At 73.2% G+C, this 24,546-nt stretch carries 25 protein-coding genes; 20 read left to right on the top strand and 5 right to left on the bottom strand.

What is annotated here, in order from left to right:
• The first annotated feature begins 59 nt into the window (after positions 1 to 59).
• From nadD to CLT75_RS17455, 9 genes are all read left to right on the top strand, one after another.
• A complete protein-coding gene (nadD, locus tag CLT75_RS17500) occupies positions 60 to 656 on the top strand; it encodes a nicotinate-nucleotide adenylyltransferase (RefSeq protein WP_013475510.1) in 597 nt (198 codons plus the stop codon).
• A 110-nt stretch (positions 657 to 766) separates the two neighbouring features.
• The gene (gene rsfS / locus CLT75_RS17495; RefSeq protein WP_013287996.1) at positions 767 to 1,171 is read left to right on the top strand and encodes a ribosome silencing factor; all 405 of its coding nucleotides are present in this window, start codon (positions 767 to 769) and stop codon (positions 1,169 to 1,171) included.
• Positions 1,168 to 1,797, top strand: coding sequence for a histidine phosphatase family protein (locus CLT75_RS17490; protein WP_135241598.1), 630 nt, complete (start codon positions 1,168 to 1,170; stop codon positions 1,795 to 1,797). The genes rsfS and CLT75_RS17490 overlap by 4 nt, the downstream gene beginning before the upstream one ends.
• A gap of 48 nt (positions 1,798 to 1,845) precedes the next feature.
• Positions 1,846 to 2,700 (top strand): DegV family protein, encoded by an 855-nt coding sequence (locus tag CLT75_RS17485; protein WP_135241597.1) that lies wholly within the window; start codon positions 1,846 to 1,848, stop codon positions 2,698 to 2,700.
• 9 nt (positions 2,701 to 2,709) lie between these two features.
• Entirely contained in the window at positions 2,710 to 3,486 is a 777-nt protein-coding gene (locus tag CLT75_RS17480; protein ID WP_135241596.1) for an SDR family oxidoreductase, read from the top strand.
• Between the two features lie 466 nt (positions 3,487 to 3,952).
• Entirely contained in the window at positions 3,953 to 4,756 is an 804-nt protein-coding gene (locus CLT75_RS17470; protein ID WP_209310465.1) for a ComEA family DNA-binding protein, read from the top strand.
• A gap of 167 nt (positions 4,757 to 4,923) precedes the next feature.
• Entirely contained in the window at positions 4,924 to 7,275 is a 2,352-nt protein-coding gene (locus CLT75_RS17465; protein WP_135241594.1) for a ComEC/Rec2 family competence protein, read from the top strand.
• Positions 7,276 to 7,398: 123 nt separating this feature from the next.
• The gene (holA, locus tag CLT75_RS17460; protein ID WP_135241593.1) at positions 7,399 to 8,379 is read left to right on the top strand and encodes a DNA polymerase III subunit delta; all 981 of its coding nucleotides are present in this window, start codon (positions 7,399 to 7,401) and stop codon (positions 8,377 to 8,379) included.
• Positions 8,376 to 8,873, top strand: coding sequence for a hypothetical protein (locus tag CLT75_RS17455; protein ID WP_135241592.1), 498 nt, complete (start codon positions 8,376 to 8,378; stop codon positions 8,871 to 8,873). The genes holA and CLT75_RS17455 overlap by 4 nt, the downstream gene beginning before the upstream one ends.
• A gap of 291 nt (positions 8,874 to 9,164) precedes the next feature.
• On the opposite strand, the gene rpsT is transcribed toward CLT75_RS17455, so the two are convergent.
• Together rpsT and CLT75_RS17445 are read right to left on the bottom strand one after the other, a co-directional pair.
• Complete coding sequence (gene rpsT, locus CLT75_RS17450; protein ID WP_013287988.1) at positions 9,165 to 9,431, bottom strand: 30S ribosomal protein S20; 267 nt, start codon at positions 9,429 to 9,431, stop codon at positions 9,165 to 9,167.
• 205 nt (positions 9,432 to 9,636) lie between these two features.
• A complete protein-coding gene (locus CLT75_RS17445; RefSeq protein WP_486485208.1) occupies positions 9,637 to 10,713 on the bottom strand; it encodes a phosphotransferase family protein in 1,077 nt (358 codons plus the stop codon).
• Between CLT75_RS17445 and CLT75_RS17440 the strand changes: the two genes are divergently transcribed.
• The 7 genes from CLT75_RS17440 (at position 10,712) to CLT75_RS17410 (ending at position 17,627) form a co-directional block, all read left to right on the top strand.
• Complete coding sequence (locus CLT75_RS17440; RefSeq protein ID WP_135241591.1) at positions 10,712 to 11,248, top strand: DUF4240 domain-containing protein; 537 nt, start codon at positions 10,712 to 10,714, stop codon at positions 11,246 to 11,248. The genes CLT75_RS17445 and CLT75_RS17440 overlap by 2 nt on opposite strands.
• A 126-nt stretch (positions 11,249 to 11,374) precedes the next feature.
• Positions 11,375 to 13,252: a translation elongation factor 4 gene (gene lepA, locus CLT75_RS17435; protein WP_135241590.1), complete on the top strand. Its 1,878-nt coding sequence runs from the start codon at positions 11,375 to 11,377 to the stop codon at positions 13,250 to 13,252.
• 221 nt (positions 13,253 to 13,473) lie between these two features.
• Positions 13,474 to 13,761: a GlsB/YeaQ/YmgE family stress response membrane protein gene (locus CLT75_RS17430; RefSeq protein WP_013287984.1), complete on the top strand. Its 288-nt coding sequence runs from the start codon at positions 13,474 to 13,476 to the stop codon at positions 13,759 to 13,761.
• Between the two features lie 252 nt (positions 13,762 to 14,013).
• The gene (locus CLT75_RS17425) at positions 14,014 to 14,298 is read left to right on the top strand and encodes a GlsB/YeaQ/YmgE family stress response membrane protein (protein WP_107155698.1); all 285 of its coding nucleotides are present in this window, start codon (positions 14,014 to 14,016) and stop codon (positions 14,296 to 14,298) included.
• Between the two features lie 223 nt (positions 14,299 to 14,521).
• Entirely contained in the window at positions 14,522 to 15,814 is a 1,293-nt protein-coding gene (locus tag CLT75_RS17420; protein ID WP_135241589.1) for a sugar ABC transporter substrate-binding protein, read from the top strand.
• On the top strand, positions 15,811 to 16,797 hold the full coding sequence (locus CLT75_RS17415; RefSeq protein ID WP_013287981.1) for a carbohydrate ABC transporter permease: 987 nt from the start codon (positions 15,811 to 15,813) through the stop codon (positions 16,795 to 16,797). Before CLT75_RS17420 ends, CLT75_RS17415 begins: the two co-directional genes overlap by 4 nt.
• Entirely contained in the window at positions 16,794 to 17,627 is an 834-nt protein-coding gene (locus tag CLT75_RS17410) for a carbohydrate ABC transporter permease (RefSeq protein ID WP_013287980.1), read from the top strand. Before CLT75_RS17415 ends, CLT75_RS17410 begins: the two co-directional genes overlap by 4 nt.
• A gap of 13 nt (positions 17,628 to 17,640) precedes the next feature.
• Here CLT75_RS17410 and CLT75_RS17405 read toward each other — a convergent pair whose 3' ends face one another.
• Positions 17,641 to 18,501, bottom strand: a complete 861-nt coding sequence (locus tag CLT75_RS17405; RefSeq protein WP_209310341.1) for a hypothetical protein — start codon at positions 18,499 to 18,501, stop codon at positions 17,641 to 17,643.
• Positions 18,502 to 18,612: 111 nt separating this feature from the next.
• Positions 18,613 to 19,398 carry an enoyl-CoA hydratase-related protein gene (locus CLT75_RS17400; RefSeq protein ID WP_135241587.1) on the bottom strand — a complete coding sequence of 262 codons (786 nt, stop codon included), beginning with the start codon at positions 19,396 to 19,398 and terminating at the stop codon, positions 18,613 to 18,615.
• 19 nt (positions 19,399 to 19,417) lie between these two features.
• On the opposite strand from CLT75_RS17400, the gene hemW reads away from it, so the two are divergent.
• Positions 19,418 to 20,641: a radical SAM family heme chaperone HemW gene (gene hemW / locus CLT75_RS17395; protein ID WP_209310340.1), complete on the top strand. Its 1,224-nt coding sequence runs from the start codon at positions 19,418 to 19,420 to the stop codon at positions 20,639 to 20,641.
• Between the two features lie 39 nt (positions 20,642 to 20,680).
• On the opposite strand, the gene CLT75_RS17390 is transcribed toward hemW, so the two are convergent.
• Complete coding sequence (locus tag CLT75_RS17390) at positions 20,681 to 21,301, bottom strand: DUF4870 domain-containing protein (protein WP_135241585.1); 621 nt, start codon at positions 21,299 to 21,301, stop codon at positions 20,681 to 20,683.
• A 232-nt stretch (positions 21,302 to 21,533) separates the two neighbouring features.
• Here CLT75_RS17390 and hrcA point away from each other — a divergent pair, with 232 nt between their 5' ends.
• The 3 genes from hrcA (at position 21,534) to CLT75_RS17375 (ending at position 24,511) form a co-directional block, all read left to right on the top strand.
• The gene (gene hrcA, locus CLT75_RS17385; protein WP_135241584.1) at positions 21,534 to 22,556 is read left to right on the top strand and encodes a heat-inducible transcriptional repressor HrcA; all 1,023 of its coding nucleotides are present in this window, start codon (positions 21,534 to 21,536) and stop codon (positions 22,554 to 22,556) included.
• A gap of 73 nt (positions 22,557 to 22,629) precedes the next feature.
• Positions 22,630 to 23,775, top strand: a complete 1,146-nt coding sequence (gene dnaJ, locus CLT75_RS17380; protein ID WP_175438744.1) for a molecular chaperone DnaJ — start codon at positions 22,630 to 22,632, stop codon at positions 23,773 to 23,775.
• A gap of 1 nt (position 23,776) precedes the next feature.
• Complete coding sequence (locus CLT75_RS17375) at positions 23,777 to 24,511, top strand: 16S rRNA (uracil(1498)-N(3))-methyltransferase (protein ID WP_135241583.1); 735 nt, start codon at positions 23,777 to 23,779, stop codon at positions 24,509 to 24,511.
• The last annotated feature ends 35 nt before the right edge of the window (positions 24,512 to 24,546 follow it).

The following is a 24,546-nucleotide window of genomic DNA, read 5'->3' as shown; positions in this document are numbered from 1 at the left end:
CCCGCCCGGCGTGGCCGACCCCGCCCGGGCCCGCCCGCCGCGCGGCCTACGATCGCGGGGTGGAGGAAGACATCCGGCGGGTCGGCATCATGGGCGGCACGTTCGACCCGATCCACCACGGGCACCTGGTGGCGGCGAGCGAGGTGGCCGACCGGTTCGGCCTGGACGAGGTCGTCTTCGTGCCGACCGGGCAACCGTGGCAGAAGGCGGAGGAAGCGGTCACCCCGGCCGAGGACCGCTACCTCATGACGGTGATCGCCACCGCCTCCAACCCGCGTTTCCAGGTGAGCCGGGTCGACATCGACCGGGGCGGTCCCACCTACACCGTCGACACACTGCGCGACCTGCACGCCGAGTACGGCCCGAAGGCCCAGCTGTTCTTCATCACCGGCGCGGACGCCCTGGAGCGCATCCTCTCCTGGAAGGACCTGGACGAAGCGCTCGAACTGGCCCACTTCATCGGCGTGACCCGGCCCGGTTTCGAACTCACCGACAAGCACCTGCCGGCCGACTCGGTGAGCCTGGTGCAGGTGCCCGCGATGGCGATCTCCTCGACCGACTGCCGCGCGCGGGTCGCCCGGGGCGAGCCGGTGTGGTACCTGGTGCCCGACGGTGTGGTGCAGTACATCGCGAAACGGCGTCTTTACCAGCGGTGATTCGCCCCTATGTGTCCCGGTTCATGCCTGAAATCGACCAGAACTGACAAGTCGCCACACCGTCGGGTGTGAGACGCTTGGAGGGTCGCACGGTTGATCGAAGGAGAACGGTGACAGTTTCCGAACGCGCGCACGAGCTGGCGATGGCCGCCGCCCAGGCCGCGGCCGACAAGAAGGCACAGGACATCGTCATCATCGACGTGGGCGACCAGCTCGCGATCACCGACGCGTTCCTGCTGGCCGCCGCTCCGAACGAGCGTCAGGTGCTCGCCATCGTCGACGCCATCGAGGAGCGCCTGCTGGAGCTGCCGGAGAAGGCCAAGCCGGTGCGCCGCGAGGGCGAGCGGGGCGGCCGCTGGGTGCTGCTCGACTACGTCGACATCGTGGTCCACGTCCAGCACACCGAGGAGCGCGAGTTCTACGCCCTCGACCGGCTCTGGAAGGACTGCCCGCAGATCCCGTTCACCGATCGCGACCTGGCCGACTCGGCCGCCGGCACCGCCACCGCCGAATGACCCGCCTGATCGTCTGGCGGCACGGCAACACCGACTGGAACGCCGGAAGCCGCGTCCAGGGCCAGACCGACGTGCCGCTCAACGATCTCGGCCGGGAGCAGGCCCGCGCCGCCGCGCCGGTGCTGGCCGCGCTTCGCCCGGACGCGATCGTCGCCAGCGACCTGCGCCGGGCCGCCGACACCGCCGCCGCGCTCGCGGCGCTGACCGGGCTGCCGGTCCGCTCCGACGCCCGGCTGCGCGAACGGCACTTCGGCCAGTGGCAGGGCCTCACCCTGACCGAGGCGGCCGAGCGGTTCCCCGACGAGTACGCCCGCTGGCGGGCCGGCGATCCGGATCCCGGCGCCGGCATCGAGCCCCTGGGTGACCTGGGCGCCCGGCTCGGCGCCGGGTTCCAGGACGCGGCCGACCTCGCCGTCGGGGGCACCGTCGTGGTGACCACGCACGGCGGCGGCGCCCGGCAGGGCGTCGGGCACCTGCTCGGCTGGGATCACACGGTGCTGCGCAGCCTCGGCTCGCTGGCGAACTGCCACTGGACCGAACTGCGCCACGACGACGTGCGGGGCTGGCACCTGCGTGCCCACAACGTCGGCCTGATCACCCAGCCGGCGCTCACCGACGCCGTCTGACACCTCCGGCCCCGGCACGTCACAGCGTCATCGGCTAGCGTGCCGGTCATGCCCGTCGCGGTCGTCACCGACTCCACCGCCTACCTGCCCCCCGACCTGGTCCGCGCACGCGGGCTCACAGTCGTCCCGCTGACCGTCGTGCTCAACGGCGCGGAAGGGCTGGAGGGCGTCGAGACCTCCCCGGCCGACGCCACCCGCGCACTCGGCGGCCGGCGGGTCTCGGTGAGCACGTCCCGACCCGCGCCCGAACAGTTCGCGCAGGTCTACCGCACGCTGCTCGCCGAGGGCGCCGACGGCGTGGTGTCGGTGCACCTGTCCGCCGAGCTGTCCGGCACCGTCGAGGCCGCCCGGCTCGCCGCCGCCGAGGTCGGCGACGACCGCGTCACCGTCGTCGACAGCCGATCCACAGGCATGGGCCTCGGCTTCCCGGCGCTCGCCGCCGCCGCGGCCGCCGCGCGGGGCGACGACCTGACCGGGGTACGCGACGCGGCGCTGGACGCGGTCGCCCGGACCACCATCTACTTCTACGTCGACACGCTGGAGTTCCTGCGCCGGGGCGGCCGGATCAACGCGGCCGAGGCACTGCTCGGCACCGCCCTCTCGGTCAAGCCGATCATGCACATGCCTGATGGCGCGATCGTGGTCAAGGACAAGGTCCGTACCGCCAGCCGGGGCGTGGCACGCCTGGTCGACCTCGCCGTCGAGGCGGCAGGCGACGCCCCTGTGGACCTCGCCGTGCACCACCTCGCCGCGCCGCAACGGGCCGAGCAGTTGCTGACGGCGCTGACCGAGCGGCTGGGCGACCGCCTGCACGACACGTACGTCACCGAGGCCGGAGCCGTCGTCGCCGCCCACGCCGGACCCGGGCTGGCATGCGTGGTGGTCCACCGCCGCACGCCCTAGGGTGACCGGATGAACCCCCTGTCGTACGTCGTCACCGGCGGCGGGCGCGGCGTCGGACGGGCCGTCGTCGAACGGCTCGCCGCAGACGGCGGCACAGTGGTCGTGGTCGAGCGGGACACCAGCGCGCTGGACTGGCTGGCCCGCCATCCGCTCGCCGACCGGCTGCACGCCGTCACCGGGGACGCCGGCGACGAGGCGGTCACCGGCCGGGCCGCCGACCGCGCCGAGGCGCACGCGCCGCTGGCCGGCTGGGTCAACAACGCCGCCGTGTTCCGCGACGCCGACCTGCACCGCGCGCCCGCCAGCGAGGTCGTCGACCTGATCGCGCTCAACCTGCGCCCCGCCGTGGCCGGGGCCGCCACCGCCGTACGCCGGTTCCTGGCCGCGCGCACCGGCGGCGCGATCGTCAACGTCTCGTCCCACCAGGCCCGCCGGGCGGTGCCGGGTGCCCTGCCGTACGCCACCGCCAAGGCCGCGCTGGAGGGGCTGACCCGGGCGCTCGCCGTCGACTACGGTCCCCGCGGGATCCGCACCAACGCGGTCGCGCTCGGCTCCATCCACACCGAACGGCACGCCGCCTACCTGGCCGGACTCGACCCGGCCGGGGTGGAGCACGTCGACGCGGAGATGGCCCGGCTGCACCCGCTCGGCCGGATCGGGCGTACCGACGAGGTGGCCGACGTGGTCGCGTTCCTGCTCTCCGACCGCGCCTCGTTCGTCAACGGCGCGACGGTGCCGGTCGACGGGGGACGGGACGCGCTCGGCCTGGACCCGGAGGCACGCTGACATGACCACGCCCGCTGCCGGCGATCCCTCACCCGGGCCCACCTAGCAGAGTCGGGGCTTGATCGGGTGGCTGTCCACAGTGCCCGTGCCGTCCACAGGCGAGGGCTCACCAGCAGATGCGGGTCGAGTCGTCGCCGTAGCGTCCCGAGCCGTGCCAGACGACCAGGAGACGACGGTACGGCGGCGGCTCGCCCGGCTGTTCGGGTTCACGGATGCCGCTGCTGTTCCGCCGGTCCCCGCCGACAGCTTGGGCGAGTCGGGTAGAGCGGAGCGGTCCTCGCGGCGGCCGGGGCTGTCCCTGTCCGGGCCCGGCAGCGTGTCCGGCCTCGGCCGCGTCTCCGGGTCCGGCAGCGTGTCCGGTCTCGGGGAAGCCGGGGCGGTCTTCGGGGCCGGTGCCGTCGCCGGGCCCGTCCTCGGCGACACCTGGGCCGATCTCCGAGCTCGGCCCCGGCCTGCCACGGACGAGATCGAGCCGGTTCCCGGCCTGCGCCCCGGATTCCCAGAGCACGACAGCGGGCGGAAGCATCCGTTCGGGACCGAGCCGGCCTCCGCCGATCCGGACGCCGACGGCATAGGCGACGCTCCGGCAACCGAGCGCGGGCTCGCGGCGCGGCTGCTCGGCCCCGGGGCGTTCGATCCCGGCCGCCGGGGCGTACGCGCGCTCGCGGCGGTGGCCGCAGTGGTGGTCGTGGTGGCCGCCGTCTGGGCGTGGCGCGCGCGTCCCAGCGCCGAGCCCGTCCAGCCGGTCGCGGCGTCCTCCGCGGCGCCGGTGAGCGCGGCGACCGACACGGCTCCCGGTGCGCCCGTGTCGGCGGGCTCACCCGGTCAGGTGGTCGTCGCGCTCGCCGGCAAGGTCCGGCGTCCCGGCCTGGTGCGCCTCCCGGCCGGCGCGCGGGTGGCCGACGCGATCGAGGCGGCGGGCGGTGCGCTGCCCGGCGTCGACGTGGCGCTGCTCAACCCGGCCCGCAAGGTCACCGACGGGGAGCTGATCCTGGTCGGCGTCACCGCCCCACCCGGGCAGGCCGCACCAGGCCCGGCAGCCGGTGGTGGTGCGCCGGGCGGCTCGGCGGCACCCGCCGGACCGGTCAACCTGAACACCGCCACGCTGGCCCAGCTCGACGCGCTGCCGGGAGTCGGCCCGGTGCTCGCCCAGCGGATCCTCGACCACCGGGACCGCAACGGCGGGTTCCGGTCCGTGTCCGACCTGCGGCAGGTCGACGGCATCGGCGACGCCCGGTACGAGCAGCTCAAGGAACTGGTGACGGTGTGAGCCACCGACGAGGGCCGCGCCCGGGCATGGATCGCCCCGGCATCGCCGGTGAGAGCGCCGCAGGACGAGCCGGTGCTCGCGCGACCGGGCCGACTGGCGCTGCGGCGGGCGGCGAGCGCGGCCGAGGGCGTCCCGCGGCTCTCGACGGTGACGCGGCCGGCCGTGATGTGCCCGATCTGCGGCTGGCCGGGTTGGCGGTGGCGGCCTGGCTCGCCGCGCTGGCCGGGCTGCACCTCACCGTGCGGGTGACGGTGTGGGTGGCCGCCGTCGCCGCCGCGCTGGCTCTGCTCACGGGCCTGCACCTGGGCGGCGTGCTGGGCCGGCCGAGCGCGACGGCCCGCCGCTACGGCTGGATCGCGGTCGCCGTACTGCTCGGTGTGCTCTGCGGCGCGGCGGCCACCGGTGCGCGGGTCGCGGTCCGCGACGCCGCCCCGATCCGCGCGCTCGTCGCCGACGGTGCCCTGGTCACCGCCGAGCTGGTGCTGCGCGACGATCCCCGCCCGGTACGCGGCGCGCCCGGCCGGCAACCGATGCTGCTGGTCCGCGTGGATCTGGTCCGGCTCACCGGACCCGGCGGCGCCCGCGTCACCGGCCCGGTACGCGCGCTGGTGCTCGCCACCGACCCGGCCTGGCGTCCACTGCTCCCCGGCCAGCGGGTCACCAGCCGGGGAAGGCTGGCCGCCCCGCGCGGCGGAGACCTGACCGCCGCAGTGCTCTCCACCGCCGACCCGCCCACGCTGCGCGGCGACGCGTCGTGGCCGCAACGAGCGGCAGGGGTGCTGCGAGCCGGGCTGCAACGGGCGTGCGAGCCGTTGCCCGATGCGCCGGGCGGGCTGCTGCCGGGTCTGGTGGTGGGCGACACCAGCCGGCTGCTGCCGGAGGTGGAGGAGGACTTCCGGGCCACCGGGATGACGCATCTCAACGCGGTGTCCGGCTCCAACGTGGCGATCGTCGTCGGAGCGGTGCTGCTGCTGGCCCGCTGGGCGCGCGCTGGTCCGCGTACCGCCGCCGTGCTCTGCGTCCTCGCGCTCGTCGGGTTCGTCATCCTGGTGCGGCCCTCGCCGAGCGTGGTGCGTGCCGCAGCGATGGGCGCGATCGGGCTCGCCGCGCTCGCCGCCGGGCGGTCCCGGTCGGCGCTGCCCGCGCTCGCCGCCGCTGTCACCGGGCTGGTCCTGTACGACCCCGACCTCGCGGGCGATCCGGGTTTCGCGTTGTCGGTCTGCGCCACCGGGGGACTGCTGCTGCTCGCGCCGGGATGGCGGGACGCGTTGCGGCGCCGGGGCGTACCGGCCGGGCTGGCCGAGGCGCTCGCGGTGCCGGCCGCCGCGCAACTGGCCTGCGGCCCGGTGATCGCCGGGCTGTCCGCGACGGTGAGCCTGGTGGCGGTGCCGGCGAACCTGCTCGCGGTGCCGGCCGTCGCGCCGGCCACCGTGCTCGGCGTGCTGGCGGCGGTGCTGTCTCCCGTGTGGCCGGGCGGCGCGGAGTTCCTGGCCTGGCTGGCGAGTTGGCCGGCGCGGTGGCTGGTGGCGGTGGCCGCGTACGGGGCGGACCTGCCGGCCGGGAACCTGCCGTGGGCGGGCGGGGTGGCAGGGGCCCTGCTGCTGGCGGCGGTGAGCGTGGCCCTGCTGCTCGCCTTCCGGCGACGCCGGGCGCGGCGGCTGATCGCTGTCGTCGTGGTGGCGGTGGTGCTCGGCGCGGTGCCGATCCGGCTGCTCGCCTCGGGCTGGCCGCCGCGCGGCTGGGTGGTGGTGGCGTGCGCGGTGGGGCAGGGGGACGCGGTGGTGCTGCCGGTCGCCGCCGGCCGGGCCGTGGTGGTCGACGCCGGCCCGGAGCCGTCCGGCGTGGACGCCTGCCTGCGCCGTCTTCGCGTACGCGAGGTGCCGTTGCTGGTGGTCAGCCACTTCCACGTCGACCACGTCGGCGGCGTGGCCGGGGTGTTCCGGGGCCGGCGGGTGGGCGCGGTGGTGGGCCCGTCCTGGTCCGAGCCACCCTTCGGTGCCGCCCGGGTACGCGACGCGGCCCGCCGTTCCGGTGCGCCGCTGACCCCGGTGCAGGCGGGCTGGCGGTGGTCGGCGGGCGCGGTGGACCTGGTCGCGGTCGGGCCGCCGTACCCGCTGCGGGGAAGCCGGTCGGATCCGAACAACAACTCGCTGGTGCTGGCCGCCACCGTGGGCGGGGTACGGATCCTGCTCACCGGTGACGCCGAGACGGAGGAGCAGCGGGCGATGCTGGAGACCACACCGGCCGCCGCGATCCGGGCCGACGTGCTGAAGGTCGCCCACCACGGGTCCGCGTACCAGGCGCCGGAGTTCCTGGCCACGGTACGTCCGGCGGTGGCGCTGGTGAGCGTGGGCGTCGACAACGACTACGGGCATCCCAACGCCGGGCTGCTGGACCGGCTGACCCGGGCTGGTGCGCGGGTGTTGCGTACCGACACCGACGGGGACGTGGCGGCGGTCCGGGCGGGTGGTGGTCTCGCCGTGGTGAAGCGCGGCGCCGAGTCGGGACGGCCACGCTGAACCAGGGGGATCTTGTTGCGGTAGATGGGGAATCAAGTCAAATGTCTGGATTTGCGCTGTGTGCGGGCTGCGCCGTCACAGTCCCCGATGAGCAGGCCCGGCCGGGTCGGAGGGCGTGCGAGTATGGGCGACGTGACCCCCGCCGATCTGCCTCCTATTGTGCTCGTCCTCGGCGACGAGGAGCTGCTCGCCACGCGAGCGGTCACCGAAGCCGTCGCCCGGGCCCGCGAGGTCGACCCCGACGTGGACGTACGGGAGTACCAGGCCGGCACGCTCACCGTCGGCGAGATCGCCGAGATGCTCAGCCCGTCGCTGTTCGGCGGTCGCCGGGTGCTTGTGCTCCGCTCCGGACAGGACGCCCGTAAAGACCTGTCCACCGCGCTGCTGGCGTACGCGAAGAACCCCGACCCGGACGTGCAGCTCGTGGTGCTGCACCTGGGCGGGGCCAAGGGCAAGGCGTTCGCCGACGGCCTGCGGGCGGCGGGCGCCACCGTGGTGCCGGCGGTGAAGCTCAAGGGCGACCGGGAGCGGGCCGCCTTCGTGCGGGACGAGATCCGCCGCATCGGCGGCAAGTGCACGCCCGACGCGGCCGACGCCCTGGTCGCCGCCGTTGGGAACGACATGCGTGAGCTGGCCGCCGCCTGCTCGCAACTGGTCGCCGACACCGACGGGCGGATCGGCGCGGACACCGTCGCCCGGTACTACCGGGGGCGGGCCGAGGTCACCGGCTTCACCGTCGCCGACGCGACGATGATCGGCGACGTACCCGGCGCGCTGGAGGCGCTGCGGTGGGCGCTGCACGTCGGCGTCGACCCGGTGCCGATCGCCGACGCGCTGGCCGACGGCGTACGGACCGTGGCCCGGGTCGCCGCCGCCGGCCGGGGCAGCGCGTTCCAGCTGGCCAAGACGCTCGGCATGCCGGCCTGGAAGATCGAGAAGGCCCAGGTACGCGCCCGGGGCTGGACGCCCGAGGGCCTGGTCGAGGCGATGCGGGTGGCAGCCGAGTGCAACGCGGCGGTCAAGGGCGGCGCCGACGACCGGGCGTACGCGCTGGAGCGGGCCGTGTTCTCGGTGGCCGCGGCCCGGCAGGGCGGCGCCCGGTGACCCGAGCGTGGTCGACGGTGGCCACGGACGAGGAGCGGTACCGCCCGCTCTACGCCCGGGTGCTGGGACTGCGCTTCGTCAACCCGGGTGGGGTGCTCTGCTTCCTGTTCTTCGAGGGCGCGGTGGCGCTGGCCGTCCTGCTCGCGCTCGCCGAACTGGTGAGCTGGTGGGCGGTGCTCGTGCTGCCGGTCGCGGTCGCGGCGATGGTCAAGCTCAACGACGTGGTGGCCGAGATGGTCGTCCGCACCGCGGCGCAGGTGCCCGAGCAGGAGCGGGACCGCTTCCGCCGCCAGATGGAGCCGGTGGTCGGCCGGGCCCGGGTGCCCACGAGCGCCCGCGCGCTGCCGGGCGGCGCGGCGAGCATCGGGTCGCTGCCGCGGGCCGCGACGCCGCCGAGCGCCCGCGCGTGGCCGGGCGGCGCGACCACCGACTCCCGGGGCGTCCGTTACCACCACCCGCAACGCGCGACGTTCGACCACCCGAACGAGCAGTAGCGCCCATCGCGCTGGACCCTCCCGGCGCTCCGTGCTGCGCCCTCCGGACGCCCCGCGCCTTCCCGCCGGAGAGCCCGACCGCCGAAGACGCCGTCGGGGCCGGATCACCCCGCAGATCTTGGTACGAAATGGCCCCCAGAGGGGCCAAAATCGTCCAAGATCTTCGCGCGCGCGGCACGGCGCGATGCGCGGCGCGGGCAGCGCTACGCGAGCCGCTTCGGGGGAGTGCGGACAGCCGGAAGCCCCGTGGGCTCGTGGCCCCGGGGCTTCCGGTGGAATCTGTAGCGCTGGTCAGGCAGAGAACGAGGCGACGCGCTTGGCGATCGCCGACTTCCGGTTGGCCGCCTGGTTCGAGTGAATGACACCCTTGCTGGCAGCCTTGTCCAGCTTGCGGGTGGCCTCACGCATGAGCACGGTGGCCTTCTCGGTGTCGCCCGCCTCGGCAGCCTCGTGGAACTTCCGGATGGCGGTCTTCAGCGACGACTTGACCGACTTGTTACGCAGCCGGCGCTTCTCGTTCTGCCGGTTGCGCTTGATCTGGGACTTGATGTTCGCCACGCGACAGCCTCGTCTTGATAGCTCGGGTTGGTCTGCTTTCGCGCACGACGAGCATGCGTCATCGCCGCGCGAAAAGCCAGGCTACCAGGTCGGCCCCGGACGAGCCAAAACGCCTCCGCCCGGCCTGGTCGGGCGGCGCGCCACGTCGGGGAGATGGTGGGGTCAGGGCCCGTGGGATGCCGCCACCTCGCCGAACTGGTGTGGATCAAGGGGAAGGGGTGGGGCGGGCCCAGGACCAGCCCTGCCGCTCGGCCAGCCAGCCGAGCGCCTGCTCCCCGCTCCACCGCTGGTGGGCGCGCAGGTGCGGGGAGGCGTTCGACGGTCCGGCGGCGGCGCCGGTCAGGAAGTACCCGGCCAGTGCGGCGAGCGTCACGTCCAGCGCGTCGGCGGGCGCTCCCGCCGTCGTCGGGTGACCGGCGAACGCGGCGTCCGCGTCCAGGCCGCTGGCGTACGCGGTGAGCAGCAGCCCGGCCAGGTCGAACCAACCCGGCCCGTGGCAGAGCCAGGGCCAGTCGCACAGCCAGGCCCGCCCGTCGGAGTCGATCAGGAGGTTGTCCACCCGCAGGTCGCCGTGGGCCAGTCCGGGGACCGCGTCGGCGTACCCGGGCAGCCGCGACTCCAGCGCGACCAGCTCGGCCAGCGGGGCGCCGGTCGCCGGTTCGGGCAGTGGCTCGCGGCCGGCGGCCACCTCGCCCCACCAGAGGATGTCGTCGCGGGCCAGGTCCGCGAGGCGGGGGAGCCGGAGCGCGGCCAGCTCCGCGGGCGGCTCGGCGAGCGCGGCGGCGACTTCGGCGTACGTGGCGAGGGCGGCGTCCAGCTCGGCCGGCGCCCAGGGCAGCGCGGGGGTGTGCCCGTCGATCGCGTCGAGCGCGAGCGCGTACCAGCCGGACTCGGTGAGCGCCCAGCGCGGCCGGGGCACCGGCAGGCCGGCCGGGAGCCGGGCCAGAATCGCCGCCTCGTGGGCGTACCAGTCGACCAGGTGCCGTTGCCCGTCGAGCGCTGCCGCCTTGACGAACACGCGCCCCCCGGTGGGGCCGGTCAGCACGGCGGCGAAGCCGCTGGTGAATCCGCCGCCCGTCACCCGTACCGCCGCCGGTGGGCCGCCGATCCGGGCGGCCAGCGCGTCGCGCAGCCCGGCCGGCAGGTCGGCCCAGCCGGGCCGGACGGCTGTCGACCCGTACGGGACGGGCGGTGGGGAGATCGGGCGCACCGCACCATGCTGCCGCACCGGCGGCGCGCGGCGAACCGGCGCGTCGGTGGGCTCTGCCAGACTGCCCACCATGAGGACCGACGAGTTCTGGCAGTTGATCGACGACGCCCGCGCCGGCGCCGGGGGAGAGCCCGACGCGGTCGCAGCCCGGGCGGTCGCGCTGCTGGCCGAGCGCGACCCGGAGGAGATCGTCGGCTACGCCCACCACCAGCGGCGGGTGCTCGCCGCCTCCTACAAGGTCGACCTGTGGGGCGCGGCGTACCTGATCAACGGCGGCGCCTCGGACGACGGCTTCGAGTACTTCCGGGGCTGGCTGATGACGCAGGGGCGGGCGGTGTTCGCGCGGGCGGTCGGCGACCCGGACGCGCTGGCCGAGCTGCCGCAGGTCCGCGCCGCGGCGCTCAGCGGCGAGGAGTTCGAGTGCGAGCAGATGCTGGCGGTGCCGTGGGACGCGTACCGGAAGGCCACCGCGTCCGACCTGCCGGCCGAGCGTGACCCGGTTCCGGTGCCCGACCTGAACGACTTCTGGGACTTCGACGACGAGGAGGAGGCCCGCCGCCGCCTGCCGAGGCTGGCCGCTCTCTTCGTCGAGCCACCCGTGGAATAGCCGAGCCACCCGTGGAATAGCGGTGGAGTGAAGGGGGAGCCCGGGCGCGCGCCGGGCGACGTGGGACCATGGAGGGGGCCGGCGGCGCGCCGGCCCGCTCACGTCAGCCGACCAGAACGGACCGCTGTGCCACCGACGCTCGATCCCGGCGCGAACGCTCCTGGTGCCACCGACCCGGCGCGCATCCGGAACTTCTGCATCATCGCCCACATCGACCACGGGAAGTCGACCCTGGCCGACCGGATGTTGCAGCTCACCGGTGTGGTCGACCCCCGGCAGATGCGCGCGCAGTACCTGGACCGGATGGACATCGAGCGCGAGCGCGGCATCACCATCAAGAGCCAGGCCGTGCGGATGCCGTGGACGATCCGCGAGGGCGACCGGACCGGCGAGACAGCCGTGCTCAACATGATCGACACCCCGGGCCACGTGGACTTCACCTACGAGGTGTCCCGTTCGCTCGCCGCCTGCGAGGGCGCGATCCTGCTCGTCGACGCCGCGCAGGGCATCGAGGCGCAGACGCTCGCCAACCTCTACCTGGCGCTCGAGAACGACCTGCACATCATCCCGGTGCTCAACAAGATCGACCTGCCCGCCGCGCAGCCGGAGAAGTACGCCGAGGAGCTGGCCCACCTGATCGGCGGCGACCCGGCGGACTGCATCAGGGTCTCCGGCAAGACCGGCGAGGGCGTGCCCTACCTGCTGGACGAGATCGTCCGGCAGTTCGTGCCGCCGGTGGGCGAGGCCGAGTCGCCGGCCCGCGCGATGATCTTCGACTCGGTGTACGACGTCTACCGGGGCGTGGTCACGTACGTCCGGGTCATCGACGGCCGGATCTCCGCCCGGGACCGGATCAAGATGATGTCCACCGGCGCGGTCCACGAACTGCTGGAGATCGGCGTCATCTCGCCGGAGATGGTGAAGGCCGACGCGCTCGGCGTCGGCGAGGTGGGCTACCTGATCACCGGCGTGAAGGACGTGCGCCAGTCCCGGGTCGGTGACACGGTCACCATCAACGGCAACCCGGCCAAGGAGGCGCTCGGCGGTTACAAGGACCCGAAGCCGATGGTCTACTCGGGGCTCTACCCGATCGACGGCTCGGACTACCCGAACCTGCGCGAGGCGCTGGACAAGCTCAAGCTCAACGACGCCGCGCTCGTCTACGAGCCGGAGACCTCCGGCGCGCTGGGCTTCGGTTTCCGCTGCGGCTTCCTCGGCCTGCTGCACCTGGAGATCATCCGGGAGCGGCTGGAGCGGGAGTTCAACCTCGACCTGATCTCCACCGCGCCGAACGTGGTCTACCGGGCCATCCAGGAGGACGGCGAGGAGATCGTGGTCACCAACCCGAGCGAGTACCCGACCGGCAAGATCGCCGAGGTGTACGAGCCGACGGTGCGGGCCACGGTGCTGACCCCGAACGACTACGTCGGCGCGGTGATGGAGCTGTGCCAGGGCCGCCGGGGCAGCCTGCTCGGCATGGACTACCTCTCCGCCGACCGGGTGGAGCTGCGCTACACGCTGCCGCTGGCCGAGATCATCTTCGACTTCTTCGACCAGCTCAAGAGCCGCACCAAGGGTTACGCCTCGCTGGACTACGAGCCCTCCGGCGAGCAGGCGTCCGACCTGGTGAAGGTCGACATCCTGCTGCACGGTGAGCCGGTCGACGCGTTCAGCGCGATCGTGCACAAGGACAAGGCGTACACGTACGGCACGACGATCGCGGCGAAGCTGCGCACGCTGATCCCGCGCCAGCAGTTCGAGGTGCCGATCCAGGCGGCCATCGGCAGCCGGGTGATCGCCCGGGAGACCATCCGCGCGATCCGCAAGGACGTGCTCGCCAAGTGCTACGGCGGTGACATCAGCCGGAAGCGCAAGCTGCTGGAGAAGCAGAAGGAGGGCAAGAAGCGGATGAAGATGGTGGGCCGGGTGGAGGTCCCCCAGGAGGCGTTCATCGCGGCGCTGTCGTCCGACTCCGGCGACGGCAAGCCCGCCGGCAAGAAGTAGCCGCCAGAGCCCACGAACCGGCCGGCGTCCCCTCGCAGGGGCGCCGGCCGTTCGCGTACCCAGGAAATTTCCAGCTGCTGGCAGCGCTCCCACCTGCGGGTTCGTCCCGGCCTGGGGAGCCGCGGTCGATGCCGCCGGTTTCGGTTTTCGATGCGTCGGGCACTTAGCGGTCACGACAGCAACCGCACAGAACGTGCGAAATCGCTTTAGGAGGACCGACCGTGGAGTTCACCGTCTGGGGCATCATCACCGCGCTCGTCGTGGGTCTGATCGTCGGCGCGCTGGGCCGGCTGGTCGTGCCGGGCCGGCAGAACATGCCGATGTGGTTGCACATGGTGATTGGTGTCGGCGCGGCGCTGCTGGGCACCGTCCTGGCCCGCGCGCTCGGCATCGCCACGCAGACCGCCGGCATCGACTGGGCCGAGCTGGCCGTGCAGGTCGTGCTCGCCGCCATCGCCGTGGCCCTGGTGGCCGGTGTCGGCCGTCGCCGCAGCGTCTCGCGTTACTGATTCCCGCATCACGCGCCTCGACGGGCGCCCGGCCTCGCGGCCGGGCGCCCGTCGGCGTATTCGGCGCATTGAACCCCGTCGGTGTGCCGGGCCCGCCCGCCACGCCGGGTTTCGGGGAGAAGCACCAGGTCAGGGTACGTCTGCACAATTCGTCATCGGAGTCGGTTTGGATTTCCGGGCGGCCGGGAACTTAGCGATCACGACAGTAACCACACAAAAACGTGTGACCGGATCTTAAGGAGGAGGGCGACCATGGAGCTCACCGTTTGGGGCATCATCACGGCGCTGGTCGTTGGTCTGATCGTCGGCGCGCTGGGCCGGCTGGTCGTGCCGGGCCGGCAGAACATGCCGATGTGGCTGCACATGCTGATCGGCGTCGGCGCCGCGCTTCTGGGCACGATCGTGGCCCGGGCCTCCGGCTTCGCCGAGACCGCCGGTATCGACTGGCGCGAGCTGCTGCTGCAGGTGCTCTTCGCCGCGATCGGCGTGGCCCTGGTGGCCGGTGTCGGCCGTCGCCGCGGCGTCTCGCGCTACTGACCCCGCACCACGCGCCTCGACGGGCGCCCGGCCTCACCGGCCGGGCGCCCGTCGGCGTGTGCGGCCCTTGAACTGCCCGGACGGCATCGATGTCGGCCAGGCCTCCGGCTGCGATACGGTCGCCTGTGCCCTCCGTCACGAACACCCCCTGTTGTAAAGGAAATTTTCCTACTAAGGTGCGGCGGAGAAGGTTAGTGCCAAACGGCCCTGAGGGAGATATGGCGTGAACAGGTGGAAGCGGCTGGCTCCGGTCACCGCCATCGTGGCGTCGGCCGCGTTGGTGCTGACCGCGTGCGGTGGCTCCGGCGACGACGACAAGGCCGCCGACAACAGCAAGCTCACTGTGTGGATGATGGGTGAGGGCGGCGACGCCCAGACCACGTTCCTCGACAGCGTCGAGGCGGAGTTCAAGAAGAAGCACCCCGAGACCGACGTCGTGGTGCAGTACATCCCCTGGCTCGAGGCGCCGAAGAAGTTCCAGGCCGCGCTCGCCGGCGGGGAGGGCCCGGACGTCACCGAGCTGGGCAACACCGAGACCCAGGGCTGGGCCGCGCAGGAGGCCCTGGCCGACGTCTCGGACAAGTTCAACGGCTGGTCCGAGGGCAAGGACATCCTGCCCGACCTGGTCAAGAACGCCCAGCTCGACGGCAAGCAGTACGGCGTGCCGTGGTACGCCGGCGTGCGCGCCGTCTACTACCGCACCGACTGGTTCGCCGAGGCGGGCGTGAAGACGCCGACGAACTGGGACGAGATGGTCGCCGCCGCGAAGGCCGTGCAGGCCAAGAAGCCGGGCACCTACGGCATCGCCCTGCCCGGCAACTCCGAGCTGCCGTTCTACTCCTTCCTCTGGGGTGCCGGCGGGGAGATCGCGACGAAGGAGGGCGACAGCTGGAAGTCCGGCTACAACACCCCCGAGGCGCAGAAGGCGGTCAAGTTCTGGACCGACCTGGTGACAGTGCACAAGGTCGCCCCGCCGGCCGCCGCCGGGTGGAACGAGGTCGACGCCCGTACCCAGTTCGCCACCGGCAAGGCCGCCATGGCGTTCGCCGGTAGCTGGCAGGGCGGCGCGATGAAGAAGGACAACCCCGACATCGAGAAGGTGTGGGGCACGTTCCCGATCCCCGGCCCGGACGGCAAGCCCGCCCCGGCGTTCGCCGGCGGCTCCGACATCGCCATCTGGAAGGACAGCGAGCGGCAGGCGCTGGCCTGGGACTACATGACCGTGCTGCTGAGCAAGCAGAAGGACAAGGAGTTCGCCAGCAGCCTCGGCTTCTTCCCGGTCTACCAGGACCTGGTGAGCAGCGGCGACTACGCCAACGACAAGGTGATGGCCGCGTTCGCCACCGCCATCCAGAACACCAAGCTGACCCCGCTCACCCCGAAGTGGGTCGAGGTCAGCCGGACCAAGACGGTGACCCAGGCGATGAACAGCTCGGTCATCAAGGGCCAGAAGACGGTCGAGAAGGCCACCGCCGACGCGGCCACCGAGATGGAAAGCATCCTCAACGCCAAGTGACCACGCTGACCGAGGCCACCGGCGAGGCCGCCGCGCGGGAGACCCCCGCGCGGCGGCGCCGTCGCCGGGTGGACCACCTTCCGTACCTGCTCCTCCTGCCCTGCCTGGCGATCATCGCCGTGCTGCTGCTCTGGCCGCTCGGCCAGGTCGTGTGGATGTCCTTCCACAAGCTGGACAGCGTCCGGCAGCTGCGCGGCGACCGCGAGTGGCCGTGGGTCGGCCTGGCCAACTACGCGCAGATCCTCGGTGACCCGTTCTTCCGTACGGTGCTGCGCAACACGGTGCTGTTCGCGCTCGCCAACGTGGCGCTCACGATGATCCTCGGCACGCTGGTCGGGCTGCTGCTCAACCGCCTGGGCAAGAAGATGGCCACGTTCGTGGCGAGCTGCGTGATGCTCGCCTGGGCCACCCCGGCGCTGACCGGCACGATCGTCTGGAAGTGGATCTTCGACGACACGAGCGGCCTGGTCACCTGGCTGTTCAACAAGCTCCCGGACGGGCTGTCCACGGCCCTGTTCGGGCGCAGCGACTGGACCGGGTACGGCTGGTTCAACGACCCGCTGCTGTTCTTCGCCATCCTGACGCTCGTGGTGGTCTGGCACTCGTTCCCGTTCATCGCGGTGAGCGTGCTGGCCGGGCTCAAGAGCGTGCCGACGGAGTTGCAGGAGGCGGCCCGGGTCGACGGCGCCGGGCCGTGGAAGGTCTTCTGGTCGGTGACGTTCCCGGTCCTGCGGCCGGTCTTCGGCATCCTCGTGGTGCTCTCCACGATCTGGGACTTCAAGGTCTTCACCCAGCAGTTCGTGCTGGCCGGCGGCACCCAGGACCGGTCCACGTTCATGCTGTCGATCTACTCGTACGCGGAGGCGTTCTCGCCGCCGCCCAAGTACGGCCTCGGCTCGGCCATCGCGGTCATCCTCACCGTGATCCTGCTCGTGGTGACCGCCCTGTACGTCCGCATGGTGCTGCGGCAGGAGGACGAATGATGAAGAAGATCGCCCTCAACGGCGCGGGCCTGCTGGTCGCGCTCTTCGCCGCGTTCCCGGTCTACTGGATGGTGGCGACCTCGCTGAAGCCCAACCGGGAGATCTTCTCGTCCACGCCCCGGCCGGTGCCGGCGGAGCCGACGCTGGAGCACTACCGGGAGATCCTCACCGGCAACCTGATCCCGGGCGTCACGTTCGCCGACTTCTTCCTCAACAGCGCGCTCGTCGCGCTGGCGACGGTGCTGCTGAGCGGGCTGGTCGCGCTGCTCGCCGCGACGGCTGTGGCCCGGTTCCGGTTCAAGCTGCGCACCACGTTCCTGATCATGCTGCTGGTGGTGCAGATGATCCCGCTGGAGGCGCTGGTCATCCCGCTGTTCCTGATGATCCAGCGGCTCGGCCTCTACAACACGCTGCCCAGCCTGATCCTCACGTACCTCGGCTTCTCGCTGCCGTTCGCGGTCTGGATGCTGCGCGGCTTCGTCGCGGCGGTGCCGAAGGAACTGGAGGAGGCCGCCGCCATCGACGGCGCCAGCCGGGCCCAGACGTTCCGCAAGGTGCTGTTCCCGCTCGTCGCGCCCGGCCTGGTCGCCACCAGCATCTTCTCGTTCATCACCGCGTGGAACGAGCTGATCTTCGCGTTGACCTTCATCAACGACCAGCAGAAGTACACGCTGCCGGTGGCGATGACGTTCTTCTTCGGCCGGGACGACACCGCCTGGGGCTCGGTGATGGCGGCGTCCACGCTGTTCACCCTGCCGGTGATCGTCTTCTTCCTGCTGGTGCAGCGCCGGATGGTCTCCGGCCTGGTCGCCGGAGCCGTGAAGGGCTGACCCGGCCGGCCGGTCAGGCCGCGGCGAACACCTCGGCCCGCACCTCGGTGGCCGGGTCGCCCTTCACCCGGGCCCAGGAGCCCTGCTCGGCGGTCCACTCCAGGTTGCCGAAGCGGACCTTCTTCACGCCGTGGTCGTCGGCGTGCGAGACCAGCCAGTGCGCGTACCGCCAGCCGTTGCGGTCGTCGCCGGCCGGCACGGTGAGCGCGGTCAGGTCGGTCGCCGTGGGCAGCCGGGGCAGCCCCCAGTCCAGCGACAGGCTCTCCAGCACGGCGCTGGCGGCGGCCGGGCCGCGCATCGTCGGCGGCGAGGAGACGGTGCAGGCCACCGCGCCTGTCGCGTGGCCGAGCAGCGCCCGGGTGAGGACCTCCGACTCGTCCGCCCACTTCTCGTACGCCTCGGGGAACGCCGACCGCTGCACCCGCTGGGCGGCGTCGGTGACCCGCATCCGCTCCCAGCCCCTGACCTTCTTCAGCGCGGCGTAGAACTTGTTCGCCGCGTACCGCGGGTCCTGGACCTGCTCCGGGGTGCCCCAGCCCTGGCTCGGGCGCTGCTGGAACAGGCCGAGCGAGTCGCGGTCGCCGTGGGCGATGTTGCGCAGGTGCGACTCCTGGTACGCAGTCGCCAGCGCCACCACCACCGCCCGCTCGGGCATCCGGCGCTGCATGCCGATGGCCGCGATGGTGGCCGCGTTCGCCATCTGGTCGGCGCCGAGCACCACCTCGCCGTCCGCCTTCACGGTGCAGGTCCGGCTGGCCAGCGGCAACCGCAGGTGCTCGCCGAACTGCTTGGTCACGACATAGACCGCGAGCAGTGCCAGCACGCACACCGCCACCCCAGATGCCACGATCGCCGCTCGCGTCCGCACCCGCACCCCCTGTCCCGACAGTCCGACAAGCGTACGTCCCACCCGCACCGGCGCGTCTCGGCCGACCGGCGGGCCCCACCTCGGCCGCAATGGCTCCCGCGGGGCCCGCCGCGCACCTCAGTCTCCGGCGGGCACCCAGGCGGCGGGACGCTTCTCCCGGAACGCCATGACGCCCTCGCGTCCCTCGTCGGAGAGGAAGTACCCGGTCGACAGCGCGGCCAACTCGGCGATCTCGGCCCGCAGGTCGGTCCCGGCTGGCCGGCGCAGCAGCTCCTTCGCCCCGGCCAGCGCTCCCGGCGCGCCCTTCACCAGCGAGTCGCAGTAGCGCCCGACGGCGGCGTCCAGCTCGTCGGCCGGCACCGCGGCGGTGACCAGGCCGATCTCGGCGGCGCGGCGGCCGTCGAACGTGTCGCCGGTCAGGTACAGCTCGGCGGCGGCCCGCTGGCCCAGCCGGGGCAGCACGGTCGCCGAGATCACCGCCGGGATCACGCCGATCCGCACCTCGGTGAACGCGAAGGTCGCCTCCTGCGCGCAGACCGCCAGGTCGGCGGCGGCGATCAGGCCCAGCCCACCGGCCCGGGCCGGCCCGGCGACCTTCGCCACCACCGGCTTCGGGCACTCCCGCACCGCCACCAGCACGTCACCGAGCATCCCGGCGGGCACCGTGCCGCTGGCGTACGCGGCGGCGGTCTCCTTCAGGTCGGCGCCGGAGCAGAAGACCGGGCCGGTGTGGTCGAGCACGATCGCGCGTACCGCGTCGTCGGCGACCGCGTCGGCCAGCCCGGCCAGCAGCTGGGTCATCAGGGGCGTGGAGAGCGCGTTGCGATTGTGCGGGCTGTCCAGGGTGAGGGTGGTCACCCCACGGGCCGTGGCGACTCGCACGAGAGCGTCCGGAGAGGTCATGCCGGGCACACTAGTGGCCATGCCCGGCGTCCTTCCAGAAGGCGAACCCGTCCCGCGCGACGGATCGCTGCCCGCCACCGCCACTCGCGCCGTCGGCGCGCGCGGCTTCGGCGTGTACGTCCACGTGCCGTTCTGCGCCAGCCGGTGCGGTTACTGCGACTTCAACACGTACACCGCCTCGGAGCTGGGCGGCGGGGCGAGCCGGGAGACGTACGCCGACTCGGTGCTGGCCGAGCTGGCGCTGGCCGCGCGGGTGCTGGGCGACTCGCCGCCGCCCCGGGTCGACACCGTCTTCGTCGGCGGTGGCACGCCCACCCTGCTGCCCGCCGACGACCTGGCCCGGATCCTCGACGGCATCGACCGCGTCTGGGGGCTGGCCGCCGACGCCGAGGTGACCACCGAGGCCAATCCCGAGTCGGTGAGCCCGGAGTCGCTCAAGACGCTGCGGGCCGCCGGGTACACCCGGATCTCGCTCGGCATGCAGTCGGCCGCGCCGGGGGTGCTGGCGGTGCTGGACCGGCGGCACAGCGCGGGCCGGGCCACCGCCGCCGCGCTGGAGGCGCGCGACGCGGGATTCGAGCACGTGAACCTGGACCTGATCTACGGCACGCCGGGCGAGACCGCCGACGACTTCGCCGCCTCGCTGGCCCAGGTGGTCGACGCGGGCGTGGACCACGTCAGCGCGTACGCCCTGATCGTGGAGGACGGCACCCGGCTGGCCGCGCGGATGCGGCGCGGCGAGCTGCCGTACCCCTCCGACGACGTGGCGGCGGACCGCTACCTGGCCGCGGAGGCCGCGCTCGGCGAGGCCGGGTTCTCCTGGTACGAGGTGTCGAACTGGGCCCGCTCGGCGGCGGCTCGGTGCCGGCACAACCTGCTCTACTGGACCGGCGCCGACTGGTGGGGCCTGGGCCCGGGGGCGCACAGCCACGTCGGCGGCGTGCGCTGGTGGAACGTCAAGCACCCGAGCGCGTACGCGGCGCGGCTGGCCGAGGGTGCCTCGCCGGCGCTGGCCCGGGAGCGGCTCAGCCCCGAGGAGCAGCACATGGAGGACGTGATGCTGCGGGTGCGGCTCGCCTCCGGGCTGCCGCTGGACGTGCTGGACGAACCCGGCCGGGCGGGCGCCGAGCGGGCCCGGGACGCCGGGCTGCTCGACGTCGGAGCGTACGCGCGAGGGCTTGTGGTGCTGACGCTGCGCGGACGGCTGCTGGCCGACGCGGTGGTACGCGACCTGCTGCCGTGACCGGCACCGGCCGGCCGCCCCCTCGGCCGGCCGGCGGTGTCACTTGATGAAGTTGTAGGTCATCGGGTAGCGGTAGAGCACACCCTCGTTGGCCTTGACCCCGCCGATGATCCCGAAGATCAGCGGCACCAGCCAGACCAGCATCGGGACGAAGAACAGGATCCCGCAGGTGATGACCGTGATCACCCAGGCGAGCACGCTGGCGATGGTCCAGGTGATCTGGAAGTTCAGCGCCGCGACCGCGTGGGCGCGGACCGTCGGGGACTGCTGACCGCGGGTCATCATCGCGATCAGCGGGGCGACCCAGCCGAGCAGACCGCCACCGACGATGACGCCGGCGGCACCGCCGAAGTGCGCCACCAGGGCCCACGTCTTCTCGTCGTTGTTGGCGTACGAGGCCGGACCGTACCCGCCGCCGGCGGGGTAGCCGGGCGTGCCGCCCGGCGGGGGGTAACCACCCGGCGGGGGGTAGCCGCCGCCCGGGGGCGGGTAGCCGCCCGGGGGCGGATAGTCACCGGGCGGGGGATAGCCGCCGGCGCCCGGCGCCCCGGACAGTGGAGCGGTGGGCGGTTCGCTGCCCGGCGACGAGCCGTAGGGCGCCGACGGGTCGGGCTGGGGGCCGGAGTCCCCTGCCCCTGGAGGGCGAGGAGGTTCTGTCATGGTCGCCACGGTAGGGGCACCGGTCAACTCGCACCAGAGCGACACAGACCGACGATGACCGGCTGTTCGGCCCTGGTGGGCGGCGCTGTGTGGTGGGCCGCACCGCAGGTCCGTCAGGCGATCATCGCGTCGGCGGGGGTGCCGACGTAGACTGGCACTCGCTACAGTCGAGTGCCAGCCGCCCGGCGGATGCCGCGTGCCGGCCCGGCCGAGGTGCGTCAGGAGGTGGGGAATGGGTCTCGACGACCGCAAACTCGCCGTGCTGCGCGCGATCGTCGAGGACTACGTCGCCACGCAGGAACCGGTCGGCAGCAAGGCCCTGGTCGAGCGGCACCAGCTCGGCGTCTCCCCGGCCACCGTGCGCAACGACATGGCGGTGCTGGAGGAGGAGGGCTACATCCGGCAGCCGCACACCAGCGCCGGCCGGGTACCCACCGACCGCGGCTACCGCCTCTTCGTCGACCGGCTGTCCCGGGTCAAGCCGCTCAGCCCGGCCGAGCGCCGGGCGATCGAGCGCTTCCTGGTCGGCGCGGTCGACCTGGACGACGTGGTGCACCGCACGGTCCGGCTGCTCGCCCAGCTCACCCGTCAGGTGGCGGTGGTGCAGTACCCGAGCCTGGCCCGGTCCAAGGTGCGCCACCTGGAGCTGGTGCCGATCTCCACCACCCGGCTGATGGTCGTCATGATCGCCGACACCGGCCGGGTCGAGCAGCGGCTGGTCGAGCTGCCCGCCCCGGTGCCCGCCGACGACGTGACCGACCTGCGCCGGCTGGTGAACGAGAAGCTGGTCGGCAGCCAGCTCGCCGAGACGCCGCCGCTGGTGCAGGCGCTCGTCGACGAGTCGGCGCCGCACCTGCGCCCGGCCATGACCACGCTGTCCACCGTGCTGCTGGAGACGCTGGTGGAGCGGCACGAGGAACGCCTCGCGCTGGCCGGCCAGGCCAACCTCACCCGGGGCGGCCTGCTCGACTTCCAGGGCTCGCTGCGCCCCATCCTGGAGGCGCTCGAAGAAGAGGTCGTGCTGCTCAAGCTGATCGGCGAGACCGAGCCGAGCACCACCCGGGTGCTCATCGGCGACGAGAACGAATTCGACAACCTGCGGGCCGCCTCGGTGGTCAGCACCGGCTACGGACCGGGCAGCACGATCGTCGGTGGACTCGGCGTGCTCGGGCCGACCCGGATGGACTACCCCGGCAATATCGCCATGGTGAGGGCCGTGGCACGCTACGTGGGCGAACTGCTGGCCCAGAACTGACCAGTCAGGGCCGACGGCCGGTTCCGGCCGACGACCGGAGCGACGCGAGACGAACATGAGGACACCTAACGCAGTGGCCAGGGACTACTACGGCATTCTCGGCGTGAGCCGGGACGCCTCCGACGACGAGATCAAGCGCGCCTACCGCAAGCTGGCGCGGCAGTTCCACCCGGACGTCAATCCGGACCCGGAGGCCCAGGAGAAGTTCAAGGACATCAACGCCGCGTACGAGGTCCTCTCGGACGACCGGAAGCGGCAGATCGTCGACCTGGGCGGCGACCCGCTCGCCCCGGGCGGCGGTGGCATGGGCGGCCCGGGCGGTCCCGGCGGCGCCGGTCCGTTCGTCGGCTTCCAGGACATCATGGACGCGTTCTTCGGCGGCGCCGCGGGCGGCAGCCGAGGGCCGCGTCCGCGTACCCGCCCCGGCGCGGACGCGATCCTGCGCCTGGAACTGGACCTCAACGAGACCGCGTTCGGCGTCGAGGCGCCGATCACCGTCGACACCGCAGTGCTCTGCACCACCTGCTCCGGCGCCGGCACCGCCGCCGGCACCCACCTGGCCACCTGCGAGGCGTGCGGCGGCCGGGGCGAGGTGCAGTCGGTGCAGCGGACCTTCCTCGGTCAGGTGGTCTCCGCCCGGCCGTGCACCGTCTGCCAGGGCTACGGCACCACCATCCCGCACCCCTGCCCGACCTGCGCCGGTGACGGCCGGGTACGCACCCGCCGCTCGCTGACCGTCAAGATCCCGGCCGGGGTCGAGGACGGCATGCGGATCCGCCTGGCCCAGCAGGGCGAGGTCGGCCCGGGTGGCGGCACCGCCGGTGACCTCTACGTCGAGATCCACGAGCGGCCGCACGACGTCTACTCGCGCAAGGGCGACGACCTGCACTGCCGGGTCACGGTGCCGATGACCGCCGCCGCGCTCGGCACCCGGCTGACCATCAAGACGCTGGACAGCGAGGAGACGGTCGACGTCAAGCCCGGCACCCAGCCCGGCAGCACGCTGCGGCTGCGTGCCCGGGGCGTACCGCACCTGCGCGGCACCGGCCGGGGTGACCTCTACGTGCACCTGGACGTGCGTACCCCGACCAAGCTCGACGCCGACCAGGAGCGGATGCTGCGCGACTTCGCCAAGACCCGCGGCGAGGAGGTCGCCGAGCTGACCAAGCAGGGCGGCTTCTTCTCCCGGATGCGCGACGCCTTCAACGGGCACGCCTGAGGTGTCCGCGCCGCTGTTCCTGGTCGAGGCGCTGCCCACCGGTGACACGCTGACGCTGGACGGCCCGGAGGGCCACCACGCGGCCACCGTGCAGCGGCTGCGCGTCGGCGAGGAACTGGTGCTCGCCGACGGCCGGGGCGGCACCGCCGCCGCGGTGGTCACCGCCGTCGGCCGCGGCACGCTCGACCTGCGGGTCACGAGCCGGGGGTACGCGGACGCGCCGGTACCCCGGCTCGTCGTGGTGCAGGGCATCGCCAAGGGCGACCGGGGCGAACTCGCCGTGCAGGCGATGACCGAGGTCGGGGTGGACGAGATCGTGCCCTGGGCGGCGTCCCGCTCGGTGGCGCAGTGGCGCGGCGAGCGAGGCGCACGGGCCCGGCAGAAGTGGGTCGCGACCGCCCGCGAGGCGGCCAAGCAGGCCCGCCGCCCGTGGCTGCCGGTGGTGGCCGGCGCGCCGGACGAGTCCACCGCCTCGGTGGCCCGGCGGATCGCCGGTGCGGCCGGCGCGTTCGTGCTGCACGAGGGCGCGCAGGACCGGCTGACCACAGTGGACCTGCCGGCCGCCGGGGAGATCGTGCTGGTGGTCGGCCCGGAGGGCGGCATCGCCGACCACGAGCTGGCCGCGTTCGCCGAGGCGGGCGCCCGCACGGTCCGCCTGGGCCCGTCAGTCCTGCGCACGTCCACGGCAGGCGTGGCAGCCCTGACAGTCCTGGCCACCCGCCTGACCCACTGGTAACCCCGCCCGCCCCGCTGTCTTCCGCGCCCCCGCGC

Source organism: Micromonospora sp. CNZ285 (assembly GCF_004637285.1).
The sequence above is the reverse complement of the archived record's forward strand: the minus strand, read 5'-3'. Positions and strand labels throughout refer to the sequence as shown.